This window comes from Dehalogenimonas etheniformans, assembly GCF_014672715.2.
In the GTDB taxonomy this organism is placed as follows: Bacteria; Chloroflexota; Dehalococcoidia; order Dehalococcoidales; family Dehalococcoidaceae; genus Dehalogenimonas; species Dehalogenimonas etheniformans.
Map to the genome: position 1 here is coordinate 1,771,267 of NZ_CP058566.2, position 14,994 is coordinate 1,786,260.

A 14,994-nucleotide genomic window follows, 5' to 3' on the forward strand; every position below is an offset into this window, starting at 1 on the left:
CGGGTTAGACGACCCGCCTTACTGTTTTCTCGATGAACTCGAAGGCTACCCTTTAGTTCCCATCTCAACCGTCAGGTAGACGGCGGGTTCATTGCCAATTACCCAGGCATCATGTCCCGCAGGCACAATGTTGGGTTCGTCCGGGCCAACTTCAACTTCTTTGCCCTGGGCCAGCTTTATGACCATTCTTCCCGAGATTTGGTAGGCTACATGGGGGACCTGGTCAAAATCAGTCTTCATGATCGGCTTAATGTCTTTGGACCACCGCCAACCGGGTTGGAAAGTGTATTTGGTGAAAGTGTAATCACCCAATTTCACAATTTCGACTTTAGTGTTGGGCGGGGTCATCGTCTGGTCAGGAGTTTTGAAACTCTTATGCAAAATCTCATTGGTCATCACCGGTAACATGGTTCGCCTCCTTCAAATTCCAATTCAAATATATCCCCGAAATCAGGCAAGGCGGTAATCGCCGTTTTCCGGGGGAAATACTCGCAGGTTAATCGAGATCAAAGAATTAGGAGGATATGGCGAACAGGACAAGCTACTCCATAGTTATTATGAGCTCTCTCCAGATACTTTGGGGGGGGGGGGGGGAAAGTTCTCTCGGGCGTGATTGAGATTGCTTCACCATGTTCCAATGGCTCGCAACGACGTTGGGGTGTGAAGTTAATTCAAGATCCTCATGGGGCAGTGCCTGGGCGGCGAGTATATTTCAATTAGCCTTTTTTCAGTTGTTTAACTAATTTCGCTATCGGCTTGAACTTCGCCTTTTCGTACTGGCGAGTATTGTCTGCTTCCCGAGAACTCACGTATTCCAGCTCTTTTTGCAACTTGCGATAATTTTCCAGCCTGGCCAAATCCAATTCTCCCCGATCAACAGCAGCGATGACGGCGCAACCAAATTCCGAGGAATGGCTGCAGTCATTGAAGCGACAGCCGCGGGCGAGTTCGCTTATATCGGAAAAAGCCCCATCGAGACCGCTGTCATCGGTCCACATCTGGATTTCACGCATGCCCGGTGTGTCAATGACGACTCCCCCTCCGGGAACTGGAATCAACTGCCGCATGGTAGTGGTATGCCTGCCCATGCGATCGTCGGCGCGGACTTCTCCAATATCCTGTTTCTTGTTGCCCAGCAAGGCGTTGATCAAGGCTGACTTGCCTACCCCCGACGACCCCAGAAATCCGATGGTGGTGCCCTCTGTGAGGTAGGATCGCAGAACGCCGAGCCCGTTCCCGGTTAAAGCGCTGACGGGATGGACCGAAATCCCGGGCGCGATTTCTTCGACGGCTCTGACAAAGGCGTCGGCGCTTTCGACCATATCCGCTTTGTTCAAGACGACGACGGGGACGGCTCCGCTGTTCCAGGCGAGCGTCAGGTAGCGTTCAATCCTTCTCAGGTTGAAACTTCTGCCGCCATCCAGGCCAGCGACGATGAACACGAAGTCAACATTGGCGGCAACAACCTGCTCGGCGGCGCATTCTCCGGCGACTTTCCTTGAAAATGCGCTTTTCCGGGGCAACACACCGTGGATCATTCCCTTTTTTTCGGCGGGTACAGGTTGAATCAAAACCCAATCACCTACCGCCGGGATGGCAGTTTCCGGTCCCATAGTTTGGAACCGCAGCTTGCCGGTCAGTCGGGCCGACATTTCACCTTCTACGGTTAATACCCGGTACAGACCTTTGGATTCCGAGCTTACCCTAGCCGGAAACGTTCCAGGGATTTTCACGGATTCATAATCGGCCTGGAAATTCGGATTCCAACCCAGTTGTTTAAGCCAACGATCAGAAGAGTACTCCATTCGCACATTATATAACGCCTGACAAGCATAATGGATTCCCTATGTTCGAAAAAATTGAAAAACCACCAGATGGTTGAATACCAGAAGCATCCTCTTGTCCTCACCTAAGTCGTTTTACACCGTCAGCGGGAGAGGATGCATATAAACAAATCCGCCGCCCTGGCGGGCGGCGGAAAGGGAGGATAAGGGATGGTTAGCTTTTTACCGGAGATTTAGATTGGGCGATGAAGGTGGCGAAGTCAAAAACGACCTTTTTTTCGGTTTCGGTCTGTTCAGGCCTCGGCCGTTCAGGAGAAGCGGTCTCAGGTTTCTTCAATACCGGTTCTGGTGCGACAGCTTTTTCCGGCGGCGGATTCACCGGTACGGCAGCGTCTTTGTCCGCGGTTTCAATCGCCTTCTGTTTTCCTGTCACGGAAGGGACTTCTTTATCAGCCGAGACCGACTCTGGCTTTTCCGGCGGATGGTTTGAGGGAGCTTCTGCGCGAGGTTCGGCGCCGGCTGTCAGCAGGTCCTGAGACATGCTTTCGGTCTCGATCTGCCAGCCGAGAACGAACTCATCCACGAGATTGAGGGCTTTTTTCTCGGTCTCCAGAAGTACTGCCTGACGTATCTGGGTGGCGATCCTGGCGCAAATCTCGTCTGCCAGGCGGACGCCTTCTTCCCTGATGGTGGATTGCATAGAACCGACGATTCCCTGCATCTGCCGCCGGTACTCTTTCATCAAATATGCCGAGGCGCGCTGGGCTTCCAACCTGGCTTGGGCAGCAAACTGATCTATAGCCGGGGCGGCGCTACCAACGGCGTTTTGGGTACCTCCGGTAGACTTTATTATCCTGGATACGTCGATACCTCCAACCATATCCGGCTGATCGGAGTTTTCCGAAGATTTTTCGGCCTCGGTTTCTAGCATTCCCTCGGCGGCATCTTCGACCTCTTCCGGCGCCCGGTCGGCATCAAGCTTGTCGACATTGATTTTCTTACCCATACCCTACCTCAGTTTACGTTTTGTTACCGTTAATCGTAGTCCAGGCGGGGACGTGCCACAATCCCTCTTTAGTACTCTAAGCCATAATATAAAGTACCGACGAGGGAGAAATGGAAAATAGAAAATCGAGAATAGAAAATCGAGAATAGCAATTGAGATTTTTCAGTTAGAGGTGGCGGAGGGAGGGAGATTCGAACTCCCGACCCCGGTTACCCGGGGTAAGCACTTAGCAGGCGCCCGCACTAGACCACTATGCGATCCCTCCGCGCGTCATGCTTGGCAAAGTTGTAATATACCATAACCGGCTTTGGTGGCTCAACCTGCCGGGGGTTGATCACCCGGTTTTTGATCGCCGGCCGGGGGCTCAACCTGGCTGGCGTCGTGCTCGCGGTGTGGCTTACCCAACCACCACAGGAGATTGCCGACGATGCCAAGAACCAGGGCGGCGATGAAAAGGCTCAACCTGTCCCCGATGAAAACGGCAGCAAGGATGGAGACGACACAGGCAGCGATAAGCACCAGCCCGGTTATCTGAAGTACGTTCATCTCACACTTCCTTTCAATCGGAGACGTTCAATGGTATATGTGATATAATCAATCCAATTCTAACATCATCGGGGGACTGTAAACCACTGGAAAACATCGATATAGCCCGGCGGATCGCCGACATCGCATCAGAAAAACAGGCAACGGATATCATCGTCACCGACGTTCGGGGCATCTCAAGCATTACAGATTACCAGGTAGTACTGTCGGCGGATAACACCCGCCTGGCTCGCGCTATCCTCGACGAAGTCACCGAGAAATTGAAGAAGGAAGGCCAGCGGCCGCTTCATTCCGAGGGCATCGGCCCTGACCAGGATTGGCTCATTGTCGACTACGGCCCGGTGATGATGCACGTTTTCACCCCAGAAAAGCGGACTCTGTTCGATTTCGACCGGTTGTGGCCCGCCGCCAAGACGGTCCTCGCCCTTCAATAGTACGGGTTAGCTGCCGGCCGCTTTTTTCTGGGCTTCCAGGGATTCCATGACTTTCACCGCCGTCACCCTCACCGCATAGGCGCATTCGGCCACCGGCTGCAGGCAGCGTATCCCTTGTTCGTTCGGCAGGGAGGAAGGCCAGATACGGCAGGTTACGGGGCGGATACTGTATATCTGGCATCGCCCGGTCTTCTGGTTCCACCACTGGCAGGGATGGGCGTTTTTGATGGTCCATTCGTTATTCCGCATGACGAAAAGGTCGTCTCTCTTCTGTTTAAGCTGGCGGCTGATCCGTTCGGCATCTTCAGCCGACACGACAATGTTGCCGGTCTGGGAGCAGCACCAACCGCAGCCGGCACAGGCATCTTTCAGGCGTTTCATCATCGCCTGGGTATCCTCACCCACCGTGTCGACAAAAGCGATCAATTGCCGAAGCTGTGCCTCAGACATGCCGGCGAAGGTCCCGGGAAACTCAACGCGCAGCAACTGAGCTACCGTCCACAGGAAACGCTCGTACCTTTCGCCGTGCTTCTTTCGTTTCTGTCCGATCATTTCCAGCACGGATTTCAAATTCTGTTCTGTTTTGGCGTTTTCGTTTTCCATCATCCATTCACCTGTTCAAGGCACGATGAAATTGATTGCCCGGGGGCGCACCTTAATCGCCAGAGGCGTTTGGCCGATAATGTCTCCATCACCCTGTACAGACTGCTTTGCTATGCTAGAGATTACGATCTCCGAGCCTTCACCCAGGAAGCGAATGGCTCGTCGTTTCCTGCGCCTGAGAAGAACATCAAGCACGGCTCCGATAACGGTGGTCGGCAAAAGATTGGACAAGCCGAGCACCTCCACCTTGCCATCGTCGATATGGGACGTCTCATGGATGTGGTAGCGGGGCAAGCCGAGCACGCCGAGGTTGGTCACGTGGAGCTCTATTTCCCGGCCGCACACTTTTCGCCCGTCGATGGTTATTTCGTAGTCGCACGGCACAGCTTTGAGTGACGCCCGTGCCACCCCTATGACATAGGAAAACATGCCAACGGTGGCCTTGGTTTTCTCATTAAGGCAGTCAAGGGAAATCGGGGATAGACCCGCTGAGACGTTTAGCAGATATATCCGCCCGCCGACGTCCATACCGTCAATTGTGCGCGTTTTAGTTGAAGAAACGGCCAGTTTTATGGCTTTTTTGGCAGACATGTTGACGCCAAGCACCCGGGCCATAAGGTTAGCTGTGCCAGCGGGAATTATGCCAAGCCGGTGCGGCTTTCCGTAGAGGCAAGAAGCGACAAGACTGATGGTACCATCGCCGCCTACCGCCAGATAGTAACGGCAACCAGCTTTATAGGCGGCTTCAATTTCTCCGGCAAGCTCTTTTTCATCCTCGATGTAATAGAAACGCAGGGGTATACCGGCGCGGGAGAAAGCCCGGGTAAGGTCGCGGCAAACATTGGGACGGAAATGCCCCGCCTTCTTCGAGATCAAAGCCAAAAAACCGGATTGTTCCATAGTCAACCGATTATACCAGCAGTCTTAATATTTAAGAAAAGGGTGGAAAACAACTTGTTTCCGTTCATGGATTCGACAAGCTCACCACGAACGGAAACAAAGTGCGGTTGATCACTGGCTACAATGCCAAGACGAACGGTCTATGACCGAAGCTGATATGAGACGATCTCTTCCGGCTTAAAGTAAAGGGCTACCTCAACCTTGGCGCTTTCCGGCGAATCCGAACCGTGAACCGCGTTCTTCTCGATGCTCTCGGCAAAATCCTTGCGTATGGTGCCGGGTTCGGCGTTGGCGGGATTGGTGGCGCCCATGGCTTTGCGCACCTTGGTGACGACATCGGTGCCTTCAAAAACCGCGGCAACCACGGGACCGGAGGTGATGAAGCCGACGACACTGCCGAAGAAGGGCTTAGCCTTGTGCGCTTCATAGTGCTTTTCGGCCAAGGCTTTTGGGATTTTCAGCATCTTGGCGCCAACCAGCTTGGCGCCGGTGGCTTCCAACCGGGCCAGGATAGCTCCGGTGTAGCCTTTTTCAACAGCGTCGGGTTTAACCAGGACCAGTGTTCGTTCCATTTATACTCCTTTTAATTCTTGGCGTTGATAAGTTCCAGCAGTTGTGACGGTTCCACATCCTCAAGGGATGAAAGGACCAGGTCCGCCGCCGCCAGTTTTTCCCGCGGGTGGGTGTTGGTCACGGCGACCACCGCCATGCCACCTCGCTTGGCAGCCTCCACCCCCGCCACAGCATCTTCAATGACGAGGCAGGCTTTGGGCGATAGGCCGAGCTTTTCGGCGGCTTTCAGGAACACCTCGGGGTCGGGCTTCCCTCTGGATACACCAGAGGCATCGACTGTGGCCGATATGAACGGTTCAAGCCTCATCTCTGCGATGACTAGCTTCAAGTTGTCGGCAGGCGCCGACGACGCCACCGCCTGCTTGAAACCGCCTTCTTTTAAAGAGCTCATGAGTTCCAGCACGCCAGGGAAAAAGCGGGCATGTCCTTTCACCATCCGGCGATAGTCCGCCTCTTTTTCCTTGCCTATAGCAGCGATTTCATCGGCTGATATCGGCTGCCGGATTATCCCGGCAATGATATCGTCGTTTCGCTGGCCGAATCCCTGCTCAAACTGTTCCCTGTCTATTGAAACATCGTGCCGGGCAAGGGTCTCCCGCCAGGCTTGGAAGTGTAAATCAGCGGAGTCGATTATAACACCATCAAGGTCCCAGATAACACCGCGCCCCGGTACTCCGGACATGTCCCGGGGCACTTTGGGAGGGGTTACCTGAGGGCGGCGGAGGTAGAGAGCCTGGAGAGACTCAGCGGAATCGGTCTGGCTACTCCGCAACCGGTCGAGAACGATCTGCCCTAATGCCACTGCGCGGGAAATGCCCGCCTCGCAAACGATGTCGATGTCCGGCGAAACATCCCGCAGGGCAAGAAGCAACCGCTCTGGTATGTCGCCGATGAGGAGGGCACGGGGCGGCAGGGTCCTCAACAGTTCTTCCGAAGTCATGGCTTGCTCTGGGACGGTGCGAACCCATTTGCCATCGATGGCATCGAAGAATGCTGCCGCATAATCGTGTCCAAGAGGCAGCACGGCCACAACGGCCCGTCCGAGGTCTTTGAAACGCCATGCTTCGGCTTCCAGGGTCGAAACACCTAAGAGAGGCTTATTCAAGGCAAAAGCCAGTCCCTTGGCAGCGGCAATGCCTACCCGGACGCCGTTGTAACTGCCGGGGCCGCGAGTAACAACGATTGCATTAACATCAGGAAAAGCGACTCCGGCGTCACGCAGCAGCGCATCAAGCCTGGGGTATATCTCGACGGTCTGATTGTGCTTTGTCTGCCAGGACACCTCACCGATCGCGATCCCGTCGCGCAGGACCGCCAAACCTGTGTTAGCAGTGGCACAATCGATAGCCAGTACCAGCGTCATCGCTTCTCCCCGAACTTCAAAGCCAGGTTATCCAACATCTCATGATATCGTTTGCCGTGGACTGTAATTTTCAGTTTCCTGGCTTTATCCCCAGCGTATTCCAGATCAACCCTCAGATGATCATCAGGCCATAGAGTCTCGGCACGATCAGCCCACTCGATGACGGTGACGCCGTCGCTGTAAAGATAATCATCAAGTCCCAGGTCGGTAATCTCAGGCATTTTCTCGAGGCGGTACAGATCCACGTGGTACATCTTGAGTCGCCCTTCAAGCTCCCGAGCCAGGACAAAAGTAGGGCTCATGACGCTGCCGGTTACCCCTAAGCTTTTGGCCATACCCTGCACCAGGGTCGTTTTGCCGGCGCCGAGGGGCCCAGCCAAAAGGATAATGTCGCCGGGTCGAAACTCCTTGCCGATAGTCTCGCCGATGCGGCGGGTTTTCACCGCAGATTTCGACTCAATAATCATGGGTCTTTAATTCTACCTGAAAACACGGGGGCGGGTCACACAGACCCGCCCTCTCGATAAGACCCAATTTCATTCTAAAAATGATGCCAGCCGCCGTTCTCGAAAGGAATATTTTTGCCATCATTGTCCAAAACATCCAACTTACCGGCGCCGCGGGTAATCTCACCTATGATGGTAATAGGACAACAGGCTTCCGCCGCGACCTTTTCGATCGCTTCCTTCTTGCCGGTAAACAGGAGTTCGTAGTCCTCGCCGCTGGTGAGGGCGAGTTTCAAGCCTTCGAAACCGAGGACAGCCACCGAGGGATGCACCGGGACGCGGGCGGCTTCTATCCGGGCACCGACCCTGCTCATTTCAAGGATATGACCAAGATCGGCGACGAGCCCATCAGAGATATCCATGCCGCAATGGATACCGCTCTTTACCAAGATCCGACCGACATCGATTCTGGGTTGAGGATACCAGAAGGCTTTTTCCAATATATCAGCATCGTTACGTGAGGGATGAAGCGAGCCCCCGAGGGTTCTCAGCCCGGCTGCCGCGGCGCCGAGTCTTCCTGTGACGGCGATCAGATCGCCTTTTTTAGCCTTCGACCTCAAAAGAACTTTACCCCGAGCCGGCACCTCTCCGATTACGGCGGCGTGGACTGCGATCTCTGACGCCCTAGAGATGTTCCCTCCCGCGATAACTGTTCCGCTCTCGCTAGCAGCTTCCAGCATCCCTTTGTAAAGCCGAACCACATCTTCGACATCGGTATTAAGGGGGATAGCGAGTGAGACAACGGCGTATTTTGGCAAGCCGCCCATGGCGGCGATATCCGACAGGTTTATTGCCAGGGCTTTCCAACCGAGGGCGTTCCAATCGAGAAAACTCTTTTTGAAATGGACGTTTTCAACGAGGCAATCAGTAGTGGCCACCTGGTAGCGGCTGCGCGACCTGATAACCGCGGCGTCATCGCCGATGCCTGAGACGAGCGAGTTCCACTCGCCGGGTTTCACCTTGTTGATCTCGGATATAATCCTGTCAATGAGAGCAAATTCGCCCGTTTTGGAGGCTTTCATACTTTGAATTATAACACACTACATCATCAAATCAGTCGCCACCTGGATATCAAATGTGAATCGATAAAAAAAGCGCGGTGGTTTTGAAACCGCCGCGCTAAGTAATCACTGAACCGGTTTTCAGGAAGGATCAGTTACCCGTCCGGTAAATATGACCGCGCCGGTAGCGATGTCACGAATAAGGAAGAGGAAAGGATGATCGAGGGTAACCGTCGCCTGATCCACTGGCATCGAGGTACCGCCGACGACGACACCGCTGGCAGCCGCAGCTTCGGTGCCGGCTTCATTAACAGAGATAAAAGCTTTGTGGACGACGTCCTGGATTTGAAGGTCGGTCTTGCCGTCCATGCCTGAAAAATCAGCGTTATCGCTGAAGGCGATGGGCATGCCTAGTGTGGACAAGGCGGATTTCAACCCGAAGCTGGAATCGAACTCGAATTTGGGCATAGTCAGGTTGACCGAATTAGCTTTCAATCCGTCGATGATTTTTTCCAGTTTTTGGCCATCAAGGCCGCTTTCAAAACTGGAGAGAGTTCCTGCTTCGGGCAGGATAATGACCATGGAAAGTTCGCCGCTGTCGTATTTGAGTTCCACCGCCTGGTAGCCGGGACCGGAGGCATAACCCATGCTCTCGGTCTGGTTCATCATCGGTACGTTTACCTTCTGACCGCTGAGGAGGAAAAAGGAACCGTCCCTGGTGAGCGCCTTGTCGAAGGGAGTAAGCCAGCCGCCGTTGAAATAGACGGCATTGGTCAGCACGAGCTGCGTCAATTCGTTGATCGAGCCCTGGGGAATCAGGTCTTTGATCCGTTGTTCGGTCTCTTTGGCGACCCATTCGTTGATCGTCCTTCGGGATTCTTCTGGTGATTTGATAAAATCCAATATCCTAAGACCCGCGCCATAGTTCTGAGCCAGGAGGTCAAGATAGTCCGCCGTGAAAGTGAAATCCTTTTGGCCCCAAATGGCATTGACCACCTTGAGCACAAGAGGTTGGTCGTCTTTGCCTTTAGCGTCCTGGCCTCTAGAAGCCAGAGCGGCATCCAGGTAGTTGAAGGCAGCGTGCAAATCCGCCTGAGACAGGCTGAAACTCAGCGCATCAGCCATCCGCTTTTCGGTTTCATTGCGAGCGCCGCCCCAGGTCATGGCGAGGGCTTCGGAAATGCTATAGGGCGAATAGAAAAGGTTGCCATCCTGCTCTCTCAAAACCTGATAGAGCGCCATGGCAAAATCGGTGTTGCCCGCGACTAATGCAGCTGTATCTGACGCCGAAGCATTCGAAATCAATCTCGCTTTATCCGATTTTAATTCCTCACCGTAAGTCGGTTTGGCGCAGCCGGAGAATAACATCGCCGCGGCCAGGATTATCGGTATGGCTATCTTTTTCATCGTTCGTTCCTCTGAACAATTCTATTTCAAAGCACACCAATCTCTATAACGCCAAAAAGGTGGAAAAGTTACCCGGCGAGAATTTCGTGAAGGAGAATGAAGGTCGTTGATTCGTGAGTATCGGTGGATCTAAAGACAGCTGACCGGACGGTGGAACAACCCTTAGGATGCGAGGTGCGGGCTGTTACCAGTCGGTAGTCTGAGTCTGCTGCTTATCGGCTTCAGCTGTGATCTGGCACTCAGCAGAATTAACCGGAACTTTAACACCGTGCGCCAAAATGTAGTCCTGGCAAGCGATAACGATTTCGTGACTGGCGCGGGGACATCGGCAGGGGTAGTTGTTCCGGTTACACGTGTCGCACAGCGGTTTTATGCCGCTTGATAATGGTTTCACCGAGATACCTCCGGGCTAAACAGCCCGAGCTTCGTATTTGAGCGGGATTATATGGCCGAAAATCCAGTTTAGCAAGAACTTTTTTATTTATGTCAAGTAAAATTGCGACAAGGTACTCAACACTTGCCGGGCGACCGGGAAGGCTTGCCGTCCGCAGGGGGGCAAAGCCTCTCGCTCACCGCCAAACGCTTCCGGTCTTTGTCGGCTATTGGATTCCCAGCCAATGCCTCCCCGACCGCTTTCACGATGAGTTTGCGGTAATCATCAACCAGACCCGGAGTCAAAGAGTAGATGATCCAGAGCCCTTCAGAACGCCTATCGAGAAGCCCGGCATCGTAAAGTTGGCTGAGACTTCTCGAAGCCCTGGTCTGGGAGATACCAAGAATCTGGACAACCTCACAGACGCAGCATTCCCTCAGCGACAGCAGGTTCAATACTCGAAGCCTGGTTTCATCCGACAGAGCCTTGAATACCTTGATAACATCTCTCATTAAGTACCTGACATAATTGCGTAAATATGCATATGGTAGCTCGAACATAAATCGGGGTCAACGGTTCGATATCAACGCGGGGACAACTTGGTACCCCTGGCGCGATTCGAACGCGCGACACGCGGTTTAGGAATGCGCGTATATCGGCACCATTAGCTTCAAATACGCATTATTAGTCACCAGCTCCATATCCTAATTTACGTTTAATGGTATCTAATGGTTGTAAAAATAGAATAGCAAACGGAATAGCAAAACCAGGTGAGCCACTAGATTCGGATCCCCTCAGGTGGAGCTGAGGTATCAATAGGTAGAACCTTCAATCTCGAATTCAGGCTTACCTAGACCAATAGATTCGAGGTGGAAATAACATGGCTATCTTAAAGTACCTCGGCTATTGATTGCACATTTGCAGAGACTGTGTTACTTGGACAAGGAGACGGGGGAGAGTCGAATTCTCTCCGAAACACGCTGGGGGGTTACTTGGGATTCTTATCGTATATCAAGATGGTAGTGAAATTATATTAAAATAGGAGCTAAGACTTCAGATCTTAGCTCCTATTATCACCTTCGTAAATTAATATTCAGAATGAAACAGAAACGTTTTCGCTATCGGCTCTTTATTATTAGCCCGGTTCAGGGAAGAGTAGAATCTTAGGGAAGTAGCTTATTATGAGAACAACGGTGACAGAGCGAACAGAACAACACTTGGTTAAAATAACCAAAAATCTGGGGGAAGTACGGACAAAGGAAATCATCGGATTAATCGGCAAACACATAACCGAATACAAAGGCAAAACAGAGGACAGGACCGAAGGCCGGCATGGAATTCCGATGATGATTTTCGAAAGACAACAGGATGCTCATCTTTTCGCGAATGAGTTGAGCAAAAAGCTCGATTTTCCGAAGGAACATGTCGAATCAAACCCCGTACAAACCCGGTTCGACTTAACAGGGAGGACGTGATTCGACATAATAAGGGTTAGGTTAGATTCCCAATTATCAGCGCGGACTAGGAGCAATAAACCAAATAGGGAGACCTGAAGGCTTTAGTCTCGGAACTAAGCTAACTTAATAAGGGTTGAAGCCGATTTGAGGGGGATTTGTTCCACCAAGTACCCCTCTCGAACCACCCGATGGCTTTCAATCGCTGGTTGAGAGCTTCGTGCAGTTTTTTCTTTCTTTGGTCCGTTGTCGCTTGAACGGCAGACGGGAAGATCATACAGTTGCGGAATTGTACGCCTCCGTCTCTAGATCGCTTCAACCTTAGGTCATCGTTACCCCTCAAGAGAATGCTGATCAATTCATTCGCGAGGGGATTCATATCGCGGTCACAAGGCATTGAGTTCCCACCGCGAAGACATTGTGATTTTAGATTGTCTATATAATTCTCCAGTTCTTTCTAATAAATCCATTATCGCCCAGTTAAACGCTGTATCGGTAGTCCATTTTTCCGAGAATTACTTGATTCATTCCAGATAGTCTCTTAGTTGGCGGCTCCGGCTCGGATGCCGCAGTTTGCGGAGGGCTTTAGCCTCGATTTGGCGAATACGCTCCCGGGTCACATTGAATTCCTTGCCCACTTCTTCAAGCGTTCGAGCTCTGCCATCTTCAAGCCCAAAGCGGAGTTGAATGACCCTTCGTTCTCGCGGTGTTATCGATCCAAGGACGCTTTCGATCTGCTCTTTCAGAATCTGTTTAGAGGCAGCATCCGGGGGTGCCACTGCGCTCTTATCGTCGATGAAATCTCCAAGAAATGAATCACCGTCCTCTCCAATTGGTGATTCAAGCGAAACCGGGGATTGGGACACTTTAATAATCTCTTGGACTCTTTCCGGTGTAATTCCCATTTCAAGCCCGATTTCTTCGTTAGATGGATCGTGCCCCAGTTTCTGTGACAACCCGCGGGATACGGACAACAGTTTATTGATCGTCTCTACCATGTGTACCGGAATACGAATGGTACGGGCTTGATCGGCGATAGCTCGGGTTATTGCCTGACGGATCCACCAGGTGGCATAGGTTGAAAACTTAAATCCCCGGTGAAAATCGAATTTCTCCACAGCCCGAATAAGACCGATGTTCCCTTCCTGTACCAGATCAAGGAGAGGTATACCTCGCCCAATGTGTTTCTTAGCGATGCTGACCACGAGCCTTAAATTAGCCTGGATGAGATGCCTACTGGCCTTCGCAGATTCGATTCCAACTAGGTCAAAGTGATTTTTAAAAGAAGCTTCGTAGGGTTCAAGTTTCAAAAGAAAACCTTGGTCGATCGTCAAAGCATTGATACACGAAATCTCCGCATCTTCGGGTATGGTGTCTAATACCCTTCGATGAAGCAGTTCAAGGTTGAGAGATATATTGATTAAAGACTGTTGTATCTCAGAGGGTGTTCGTCCCAATTGCTCGGCGATATTCTTGGTCAGTTCCGGGTCAATCTCCTGGTCGAAGCAAGCCCTCAACAATGGGTTGAAAAATGCCTTTTTGAAACTTGACGATACTTCCAGCCCCAGTCGTTTTCGTAAAAGGTGTACCGTGTCTCCAGCCAGGACCAATTCCTGGAGGATGCATATAATGGTTCCTCTCGCACTGGGATTATTGCCGCTCTCAGTTTTGAGCCGGCTCCGAATCTCCTGAATACGCTTACCTTGCTCAACTCTTTGGGCCAGGATCCTTTCATTTGCACCGCTAAGTAGGGGGACTCGACCGATCTCACTCAGATACATTCGCACAGGATCGTCGGTCGGAATATGATCGAGCAATCCCAAGGGCGCGTCTAGAGCCGTTTTGGAATCCCCGGGATTCGTCTCTCCTTCTGAAGTCAATTCCTCGTGCTTGAGGTCACTCTCGAGCGGTTCGCTAATAGGTGCATCCGCTTCCTCTTCGAGGCACTCGGTTTGGCTGGAAAGTTCTTCTTCCTTTGGGTTCGTTTTCCCTTGTTTGTCAGTCCGGGTTTTTTTTGGGGCAGTTATCAGGACTATTACGCCCTCCTTACAGATCTAAAAGATCTAGGAATGTATAAATTGGACGTCACTAAGCCACAGTAGATGCGAACATCAATGGTTTTTTAACCGCAACTCAAAAGGGGTTATCCGAATCGCCCAAATACATGCGACCCACCATAGGTTCAAGTACTCGTGATTGCCAGGCGGTTGATCATAGTGGTTGAGGCGGTGTCTGTTTCAGGGTTTCCTTTTCATGGGCAAACGGTTTGCGACAGCTTGCCACATGGCTCCCTCTCGACGCCATAAAACCGCTCCACAATGGTTGCAGGCGAGAGTGATTTGGTTGCCGTTCATTACTTCCTTAACTCTGACCAAACGCATATCTACAGGGCAGTAGGTCTTTTTAAGGGTGAGTTTTAGCTTTGGCTCCTTAGAAGGCATCGCCATATGTTTTCCCCTTTTTTGGATTTTCCGTTTGGGTTGACAGATGAAATTCTAAGAGCTAGCCCAAATAACCACTGGGCTAACCATTTTGTTTTGGGAGGATTTCGTCAGTATTCCTATCCACAATCATTTTTATTTTGTTGAGAAGCTTTATGGAACCGCCTCGATGATGAGAGGCTGGCTTTTTCACACTATTCCCATATTTTTTCATTGTTCTAGCCCTCCATAAATCATTTTGAAATTTGGTGTCCGGTGCCTAAACCGACTGAACCTTTTGCCTTTTTCGAGTTCGACGACCGCCGGTTTCTTCTTGTGACATAGGTATAGCTTGGATAACGCTGATGATCCTACCGTCGAGACTTTTTCCATTCAATATAGATATGGCGAATTCCCCTTCATCTGTGGACGGCATCTGGACGTAGCTGTAAGCCCGCGGCTGACCACTGCCAAAATGGGTGTCATCCATCATGGTGACAGTTGTGACGGTTCCGAAGGGAATGAATTCATGCCGCAGATCCGCCTCAGAAACAGTTAAGGCTAAGTTTCCTACATATATGTTCATGGTACCTCAGGCTATTCCATTCTTCATAGATCTGGAGA

General features: G+C 51.7%; 17 protein-coding genes and 1 tRNA gene. 1 reads left to right on the top strand and 17 read right to left on the bottom strand.

What is annotated here, in order from left to right:
- Positions 1 to 45: 45 nt before the first annotated feature.
- From HX448_RS08810 to HX448_RS08830, 5 genes are all read right to left on the bottom strand, one after another.
- Entirely contained in the window at positions 46 to 408 is a 363-nt protein-coding gene (locus HX448_RS08810; protein WP_226846743.1) for a cupin domain-containing protein, read from the bottom strand.
- 308 nt (positions 409 to 716) lie between these two features.
- The gene (gene rsgA, locus HX448_RS08815) at positions 717 to 1,652 is read right to left on the bottom strand and encodes a ribosome small subunit-dependent GTPase A (protein WP_190259862.1); all 936 of its coding nucleotides are present in this window, start codon (positions 1,650 to 1,652) and stop codon (positions 717 to 719) included.
- Positions 1,653 to 1,998: 346 nt separating this feature from the next.
- Complete coding sequence (locus HX448_RS08820; protein WP_102331537.1) at positions 1,999 to 2,790, bottom strand: hypothetical protein; 792 nt, start codon at positions 2,788 to 2,790, stop codon at positions 1,999 to 2,001.
- A 173-nt stretch (positions 2,791 to 2,963) separates the two neighbouring features.
- Positions 2,964 to 3,055: transfer RNA gene (locus HX448_RS08825), tRNA-Ser, on the bottom strand.
- A 50-nt stretch (positions 3,056 to 3,105) separates the two neighbouring features.
- Entirely contained in the window at positions 3,106 to 3,336 is a 231-nt protein-coding gene (locus HX448_RS08830; RefSeq protein WP_102331538.1) for a hypothetical protein, read from the bottom strand.
- 113 nt (positions 3,337 to 3,449) lie between these two features.
- Between HX448_RS08830 and rsfS the strand changes: the two genes are divergently transcribed.
- Positions 3,450 to 3,770 (top strand): ribosome silencing factor, encoded by a 321-nt coding sequence (gene rsfS / locus HX448_RS08835; protein ID WP_226846919.1) that lies wholly within the window; start codon positions 3,450 to 3,452, stop codon positions 3,768 to 3,770.
- 6 nt (positions 3,771 to 3,776) lie between these two features.
- Here the strand turns inward: rsfS and HX448_RS08840 are convergent, their stop codons facing one another.
- The 12 genes from HX448_RS08840 to HX448_RS08900 form a co-directional block, all read right to left on the bottom strand.
- A complete protein-coding gene (locus HX448_RS08840) occupies positions 3,777 to 4,376 on the bottom strand; it encodes a YkgJ family cysteine cluster protein (protein WP_102331540.1) in 600 nt (199 codons plus the stop codon).
- A 12-nt stretch (positions 4,377 to 4,388) separates the two neighbouring features.
- Positions 4,389 to 5,273, bottom strand: coding sequence for a diacylglycerol/lipid kinase family protein (locus HX448_RS08845; protein WP_102331541.1), 885 nt, complete (start codon positions 5,271 to 5,273; stop codon positions 4,389 to 4,391).
- Between the two features lie 140 nt (positions 5,274 to 5,413).
- Complete coding sequence (gene ndk / locus HX448_RS08850) at positions 5,414 to 5,845, bottom strand: nucleoside-diphosphate kinase (RefSeq protein ID WP_102331542.1); 432 nt, start codon at positions 5,843 to 5,845, stop codon at positions 5,414 to 5,416.
- Positions 5,846 to 5,856: 11 nt separating this feature from the next.
- Positions 5,857 to 7,209 (bottom strand): tRNA (adenosine(37)-N6)-threonylcarbamoyltransferase complex dimerization subunit type 1 TsaB, encoded by a 1,353-nt coding sequence (gene tsaB, locus HX448_RS08855; RefSeq protein ID WP_102331543.1) that lies wholly within the window; start codon positions 7,207 to 7,209, stop codon positions 5,857 to 5,859.
- Positions 7,206 to 7,676, bottom strand: a complete 471-nt coding sequence (gene tsaE, locus HX448_RS08860; RefSeq protein WP_102331544.1) for a tRNA (adenosine(37)-N6)-threonylcarbamoyltransferase complex ATPase subunit type 1 TsaE — start codon at positions 7,674 to 7,676, stop codon at positions 7,206 to 7,208. Before tsaE ends, tsaB begins: the two co-directional genes overlap by 4 nt.
- Positions 7,677 to 7,750: 74 nt before the next feature.
- The gene (thiL, locus tag HX448_RS08865) at positions 7,751 to 8,737 is read right to left on the bottom strand and encodes a thiamine-phosphate kinase (protein ID WP_102331545.1); all 987 of its coding nucleotides are present in this window, start codon (positions 8,735 to 8,737) and stop codon (positions 7,751 to 7,753) included.
- A gap of 120 nt (positions 8,738 to 8,857) precedes the next feature.
- The gene (locus HX448_RS08870; RefSeq protein ID WP_102331546.1) at positions 8,858 to 10,123 is read right to left on the bottom strand and encodes a serpin family protein; all 1,266 of its coding nucleotides are present in this window, start codon (positions 10,121 to 10,123) and stop codon (positions 8,858 to 8,860) included.
- A 184-nt stretch (positions 10,124 to 10,307) separates the two neighbouring features.
- Positions 10,308 to 10,517 carry a hypothetical protein gene (locus HX448_RS08875; RefSeq protein ID WP_102331547.1) on the bottom strand — a complete coding sequence of 70 codons (210 nt, stop codon included), beginning with the start codon at positions 10,515 to 10,517 and terminating at the stop codon, positions 10,308 to 10,310.
- Between the two features lie 116 nt (positions 10,518 to 10,633).
- Positions 10,634 to 11,008 (bottom strand): ArsR/SmtB family transcription factor, encoded by a 375-nt coding sequence (locus tag HX448_RS08880; RefSeq protein ID WP_102331548.1) that lies wholly within the window; start codon positions 11,006 to 11,008, stop codon positions 10,634 to 10,636.
- Between the two features lie 1,466 nt (positions 11,009 to 12,474).
- Positions 12,475 to 13,830: an RNA polymerase sigma factor RpoD gene (gene rpoD, locus HX448_RS08890; RefSeq protein WP_226846745.1), complete on the bottom strand. Its 1,356-nt coding sequence runs from the start codon at positions 13,828 to 13,830 to the stop codon at positions 12,475 to 12,477.
- Positions 13,831 to 14,187: 357 nt separating this feature from the next.
- Positions 14,188 to 14,397 carry a hypothetical protein gene (locus HX448_RS08895; protein ID WP_102331552.1) on the bottom strand — a complete coding sequence of 70 codons (210 nt, stop codon included), beginning with the start codon at positions 14,395 to 14,397 and terminating at the stop codon, positions 14,188 to 14,190.
- A 253-nt stretch (positions 14,398 to 14,650) separates the two neighbouring features.
- Positions 14,651 to 14,956 (bottom strand): RNA recognition motif domain-containing protein, encoded by a 306-nt coding sequence (locus tag HX448_RS08900; RefSeq protein ID WP_102331553.1) that lies wholly within the window; start codon positions 14,954 to 14,956, stop codon positions 14,651 to 14,653.
- Positions 14,957 to 14,994 lie beyond the last annotated feature (38 nt).